We start from the raw sequence: 6,308 nt of genomic DNA on the forward strand, positions 1-6,308 counted from the left end.
GAATCCAGAGTCTTCCTGAACTCGCTGGTGTCATTCTTCCTGTGCGGCGGTATCCTGGGCTGATGCCTTCCACCACTTCAGGAGTTCAGGAGTTGGCGCGAATAGCGGAAGGTGTTTGCCTTTCCAATTTTTGGGAGGGTACAGCGAGATTGAGATGCCTTCGCCTCGGATTTCGCCACGATAATATGAGGTGTACACCGTCATAATCGCACCCTCTCCAAGTCATAGTCAGTCACCCGCGCGATGGAATCCCTGGAGGTAAAAACCTCATCTCCTCTTTCCGATATAGCAGGGGACATCCATTCGATACTGTAGAACCAAAAATCATTGATTAGTTGGATGCCTTGGACAATCCTTGCTGGTGACCCATCGCCATGAAATCGGAACTCGACTAATTCACCCAGTTCAAACACAGGTTTTTCTTTGGTAACTAATTGTAACTTGCCTGTGCCAATAAGTTCACGCCCTAAAACAGTTAGATTATCCTTGCCGGAGACAATCTCATAACTCCAGCCTTTAGCTGACCACTCTACACCGCAACAGTAACCGAAAGATTTGGTGGTAGTGACGTAAACTTTCTCCAACAGGGAAACTTCTAAGGGAGGAATCTCTTTACCCCAAGGTGGTGAAACATACCAGCAAGTTTCTAAAGTTTGGACAAGGTTAATCATGCTTATGCCTCCTGACTGAACAATAGACTGCACAAATAATCAATCCGTTTCCAAGCGATCGCAGCTTGCCTTGGAGAACAACTCAAGCCATAAGCGCGACGAGCATCATAATTACCCTTGATCCCCTTGGCTACTCCAATGGGAACCCCAAAAGCCACCTCACGAATACCGGGTTCAAAGCTTCGGTCTTCATGAGAGAACCGTACTTGCGTAATCTGATTTCCAATTTGGTCTGTCCAGGGGGTTGGCTGTTGACGGTGGAATAAGCCATCGGCGTAGGCAATGATAAAGACTCTTTCTCTTTCATGTGGCAAGCCGAGGCAGTACGCGGGTATAGTTTCCCACTCACATACGTACCGGATTTGGGAAAGGTCTTCGAGGACTGTTGCCATTCCTCTAGAGAGTAGCCCTGTTGGGTTTTCGATGAGAGCGATTGCTGGTCTACACTGGTTGATGATCCTAAACTGTTCTCCCCAGAGTGCGGATCTGAAGTCGGCAAGTCCAAGTCTATTTCCTGAGTTACTTGTACCCTGGCAAGGGAATCCGCCGCAGATGATGTCGAACTGTCCTTGGTAGCAATGGTAGTTGGTGATATCTGCGTGAATTGGAATTCCTGGTTGTTCATGGCGCAATTGTGATTGAGAATAAGGGGAGATTTCGACAAATTGCTGGACTCGGAATTTGTGAGATAGACTTGCGGCTGATATCCCGTGGTGGCAAAGTCCGCCGATGCCAGAGAAAAGCGAAAGGACTGATTTCATGAAGCGATCGCACTCCTGACCAGTTCATCTGGCACTTCAAAAATTCCCAACCGCCCAATGTAAGGAATCGGTATAATCTCTCGCGGATTCTCCAGCTTCCAATGGTACTGAAGAGGCATCCCCCAACCAGACGCAACTTGTGAAAACTTGCAATCCACTATTGTTACTATACCGATGACTTGACCGCGACGGAGAGAGATTAGTTCTGGAATTATTACCCCCATGCTTTGGCAAAATTCTCTCGCTAACAGATACTCTTTTTTGGTACAAGTCTTGGCTGCATGAATGAGAATATCACCTCGGTAATTGATGGGCCAGCCACGATTTTCTATGTCTTTAAGAGCATAAATAATTGCCCATGCCCAAGGTTGTCTGACTGAAAGTGCTTTCATCTGTTTTAAAATTCCAGCAATTGAACGTAAGCATCCAACGCTGCAAGTGCCGGGTGCGGATGTGGCTGTGACTTTAAGCCGTTAGAGATTGTAACGATAGTCCCTTGCTCAATCATGGTAAAATTGATATCACTTTGACGAGCAGAACAACGATATAAGACTGTTAGTAAAACAAAGTTTAATTGTTCTAAAATCAAGTCTTCACCCAGATGAAGCCGCCATGTAAAATTTTCTGAATTAATTGAGCGCCAAGGGTTACTAAAAGAGGATTTTTCAACCATTGGTAGTGTCTTGATCTGGAATCTGTAGTGTCCAGCAGTAGAGCATTCATCAGGGGCAAGAGCCGCCCATTGTTGTAAAAGCTGTTGGTAAGTTTCAATCATTCTCAGTTCCCTATCTTGCGTAAAAGACAATGTTTATCCTCCAGTAGAGCCTTAAAAACTACGACCACGAGATAAATTCTTGAATCTGGTAAACTGATGGTCAAATAAAAGCTTGACTGTACCAGTGGGGCCATTACGTTGCTTGCGAACAACTAACTCAGCAATGCCACGATCTGGGGTATCGGGGTTGTACATTTCTTCGCGGTAAAGCATGATCACAACATCACTGTCTTGCTCAACAGCACCACTGTCTTTTAAATCACTTAGTACAGGGCGTTTATCGTTACGGTGTTCAACTTCGCGGTTGAGTTGGGACAAAGCCAGTACAGGCACATCCAAATCTTTGGCTAATCTTTTTAATCCTCGGCTGATTTCACCGACTCGTTGAGCCATGTTCACCCGTGAATCAGTATCAAGAGCCATCAGTTGTAAATAGTCAATGATCACAAGCCCAACACCACCGTAATGGGATGAAATTCGGCGGACTTGGCTACGGATTTCATTAAGAGAAGGGCAAGATTCGTCGTTGATGAAAATCTGTTGTTCGCTTAATTCTGCGATCGCCACGCTCAAAGGTTGCCACTGACTGTCAGAGACATTCCCAGTTTCCAAGAAGTTATTTTCAATGCCGGATTCGCTGCTCAAGAATCGCTGTACGTACTCATCAGTAGACATTTCCAAGCTGAAAACGCAGATCGGCATCTTCCCAGTTTTGGCAACATTGAGAGCGAGATTACCAGCCAAAGCGGATTTACCAACAGAAGGACGAGCAGCTAGTACATACAACCGTCCTTTGCGAAAACCACCGCCGAGTATACTGTCCAGGTCATAAAATCCACTGCTTGCTGCTGGTGATCCCTTACCAGTATGACGCGCTTCAATTTCGGTAAAAGTGTCGGCTAAGGCATGAGAAATATGAACCAAGTCAGAGGCAGAATGCTCAGACTTAATGCAGTAGACTTTTTGTTCGGCTTCGTCGAGAATTACAGGTAAATCAGTTTCGGTGGCATAGCCGAGTTGAACAATCTCAGTGCCAGCAAGGATTAACTGCCGCCTTTGGTATTTTTCCATTACCAAGTCAGCTAAAACATCGATGTTCACAGCTGAAACAGTACGGTCAACCAGACTGGCCAGTTTATTGCGTCCACCGATACGGAACAATAAACCATTATCAGACAACCAGTTAGTGATGCAAAGCAAATCCGTTGGTAATCCTTGGCTGTACAGTCGTAGGGCTGCTTGATAAATGTCTTTGTGGGCATTGATGTAAAAAGCATCTGCCACTAAGCGATCGCTGATTCGGCTCATGGCACTTGGGTCGAGCATAATGCCACCAAGTATTACTTCTTCAGCTTCAATGCTTTGTGGGGGTAAGCGGTCTTGTTGAGATGTGAAGTTTGATTTGTCTTGTGCCATAAATCCTCAAAGAGAAGTCAGAATTCGGAGGTTGGAAGTCGCAAGTTAAGAGTGAAGAACAGGAGCAGAGGAAGTCAGGAAGAAAGCTGAATTTGGAAAAAATACTTCCGAATTCCGACTTCAACTCATGCAGCTTGCGGATGTAAGTACACATACATTTGAGGATGTGTCAGCTTTAACCAATCCAACCATTTGAGTGTTGCACCTGGGTCTTGTTGGTCATAGCGAGTGCTGAAAGAAGCGATCGCTTTGTCTTTACCAACTTCATCCATGCGGTCTAAAAGTTCATTGAATGTGGCTTTATGCCAATCAAGAGAACGATTTGAGTAGTAACCGATGGGTTGGTCATTGGGTTTTGATTGTTCAGTTTGTGGCGTAGATAATTCAAGAACTTTTGACCAATAAACCAGCAGTTCTTCTAAACCAGCTTTACTCACCTCCAAATTGCTGATTGATTTGATCACAGTGGGGACTTTTTGCTGCCAATTAACCTTGTCCCACTCGGCTCTCTCCTTGGCGATTAACTCCACCAAACGGCGATCGCAGGTTTGGTAAATGTTGTCTCTAGAAGAAGTACGCCAAGGGAAACGCCAACAGCGGAGTTTGATTTCATTTCTGTAAACTGCGGGTAAAGGCTCAGATGCCAAGATGCCGGGGTCAAGCAAGATGTGATTGAGCAAATCATCAATCGACTGAAATTTTGGTTTGCTTGGTTTCTTGTTTGCTTGTTCGTTTTTTTTATCGAACAACCCCGCCGCAATAGTTGGTCTACATGAGGGAATGTCTGTTTGATGCAAAGTCTCGGATTGATTTGACAACGAAGTGAGAGATTCGGGAATTGGTTCTTCCTGGTTTGATTGTGAAGACGAAGATTCGGGAATTGGTTCTTCTTCCTGATTTGGTTGTAAATCCAAGTTAGTTTCTTCACACACATACTCGCTTTTTGGGGGGACTGCCCTTAGTGTGAATTCCTTAGATGGGATTACCTTAATGGGAATACCTTTGTGGGTCAAATTTGACCCCACCCCCCATGCAGAATTGACCCCCCCACTGGGTGCAAAATTGCCCCCACCCCCCGTGCAATTTTGACTGGGGTTAATTTTGGCTGGGGTTTCTTTTGTTGTTTTGATTTGGGAGCGAAGTAATGGAACTTGGTTAGGAGAAACCCACGAAGAAGGTGTAGTGGGAGTATAAATGTTAGTAGTTCCAATACGTTCTTGTATTTCAATCATTCCGGCGGCTAGTAAAAGCTTGATGGCATTTTTGGCAGTTTTGAGAGCCATGTAACAATGTTTAGCCATCTTAGGGATAGACTCAAAACAACCGCTTACACCTGCTCTCCTTTGGATATGCGCGTACAGCCGGAATTCTGATGATTCAAGTGGATAATCATCAAAAAAACCAGGAATGAAGACTTCAAAAGCTGTCCGATTATTAAGCTGATTTTCTGCTAAAGTCATAATGATATACCTATTGAAGAAGAATTCAGAAGTCAGAATTCAGGAGTCAGAATCAATTAGTGGGGGATTCAGACCCGCTACTTTCTTGTTGACCGCTAAATATGCAGATTTAGCGGGGGTATTAAACCCGCTTATTCATCCACCAGTCGTACAGAATTCATTCTGAATTCTGACTCCTGACTCCTGAATTCTGTTTGATAAAAATTGCCTTCCCTCGAAAGTCTCTTAACAATCGAGGGATTTGTTTCTAATCACAAGTGAAGTTGGGAAATTCCCGAATTTGTATCTGTTGAGGAAATTCAGCAAGTTCGCCGCCTTTGGCGTGTTTAGTTTTAAAAGGTTGCTGATTCAAATAAACATTTGACCCCAATTGCTTGACAAACACAGGCGTTTTTGACTCGTTGCACTGTTTGACGAGAGACTCGACCCATTCGATATGGCATGGTCTAGAGTCTGGCCCTGATTCACCACCGATAATAAGCCACTGGACATCATTCAAATATTGGCTAATATCGCCCAAATGTTTTAGTAATGGCTCCACTGACCAAAACCTAACACTAGCTGGAATTTGGGCAAGGAATTGACTACGTTCTTCAAGAGTGTGACGGTTTTCTATAGAAGTTCCAACCCAAATATTAGAAGGTAATTCCTCTAGCCCATGATTAGAGAGCCATTCATTTATAGATGACAACATAACTTCTGGGCGCTTAGTGAGGATTTGGAATATCTGCTTTGGCGCTACGAACATTCCATCTAGCATTTCATGTTGCCACAAACGCGGAACCCATTCACCGAAAACATCAGTCATTGAAGAAACGAAATGCTTTTTGGGTTTTCTTTGGAATCCCCATTTACGAATAGCTTCTGTATCTAACACTAGCTCTGGTGGTTGCCCAGAGTAGGGTTGCTTATTCCCACCAAAGAAAGAATTTTGATTCAGCTTTTCGCTATAGCAATTTTTACACCCCTCTGAGATTTTTTGACACCACCAACCGCCTCCCTTGGCACGGATGATATTATCTGTTAAGTCTGCCCATTCTATATTTGTTGGCATGATTACTTCTCTCTCATTAATTTGAAATTGAACAATTGAGTATGACAAATAAAACACCTCAAACGGAATATGATTCCCCGTGGAAGCAGATGTTGCAGTTGTATTTTGAAGACTTCATGCAATTCTTTTTTCCTCAAACCCATGCTCAAATTGATTGGAGTAGAGGTTTCG

Annotated in this window: 8 protein-coding genes; all 8 read right to left on the reverse strand. The window is 44.1% G+C overall.

Features of this window, described 5'->3' with window-relative positions:
- Positions 1-30: 30 nt before the first annotated feature.
- The 8 genes from A4S05_RS41775 to A4S05_RS19630 all read right to left on the reverse strand — a co-directional run bounded on the left by A4S05_RS41775 (position 31) and on the right by A4S05_RS19630 (position 6,137).
- The gene (locus A4S05_RS41775) at positions 31-204 is read right to left on the reverse strand and encodes a hypothetical protein (protein ID WP_167756044.1); all 174 of its coding nucleotides are present in this window, start codon (positions 202-204) and stop codon (positions 31-33) included.
- Positions 201-671: a DUF1392 family protein gene (locus A4S05_RS19600; RefSeq protein ID WP_069071473.1), complete on the reverse strand. Its 471-nt coding sequence runs from the start codon at positions 669-671 to the stop codon at positions 201-203. The genes A4S05_RS41775 and A4S05_RS19600 overlap by 4 nt, the downstream gene beginning before the upstream one ends.
- A gap of 2 nt (positions 672-673) precedes the next feature.
- A complete protein-coding gene (locus A4S05_RS19605) occupies positions 674-1,432 on the reverse strand; it encodes a DNA cytosine methyltransferase (protein ID WP_069071474.1) in 759 nt (252 codons plus the stop codon).
- Positions 1,429-1,824: an ASCH domain-containing protein gene (locus A4S05_RS19610; RefSeq protein ID WP_069071475.1), complete on the reverse strand. Its 396-nt coding sequence runs from the start codon at positions 1,822-1,824 to the stop codon at positions 1,429-1,431. Before A4S05_RS19610 ends, A4S05_RS19605 begins: the two co-directional genes overlap by 4 nt.
- Before the next feature lie 5 nt (positions 1,825-1,829).
- Positions 1,830-2,237: a hypothetical protein gene (locus A4S05_RS19615; RefSeq protein WP_256091040.1), complete on the reverse strand. Its 408-nt coding sequence runs from the start codon at positions 2,235-2,237 to the stop codon at positions 1,830-1,832.
- A 21-nt stretch (positions 2,238-2,258) separates the two neighbouring features.
- Complete coding sequence (gene dnaB / locus A4S05_RS19620; protein WP_069071477.1) at positions 2,259-3,623, reverse strand: replicative DNA helicase; 1,365 nt, start codon at positions 3,621-3,623, stop codon at positions 2,259-2,261.
- Positions 3,624-3,748: 125 nt separating this feature from the next.
- On the reverse strand, positions 3,749-5,083 hold the full coding sequence (locus tag A4S05_RS19625; protein ID WP_069071478.1) for a helix-turn-helix domain-containing protein: 1,335 nt from the start codon (positions 5,081-5,083) through the stop codon (positions 3,749-3,751).
- A gap of 247 nt (positions 5,084-5,330) precedes the next feature.
- Positions 5,331-6,137, reverse strand: coding sequence for a DUF5131 family protein (locus tag A4S05_RS19630; protein ID WP_069071479.1), 807 nt, complete (start codon positions 6,135-6,137; stop codon positions 5,331-5,333).
- Positions 6,138-6,308: the final 171 nt, after the last annotated feature.

The organism is Nostoc sp. KVJ20 (assembly GCF_001712795.1).
Taxonomy (GTDB): domain Bacteria; phylum Cyanobacteriota; class Cyanobacteriia; order Cyanobacteriales; family Nostocaceae; genus Nostoc.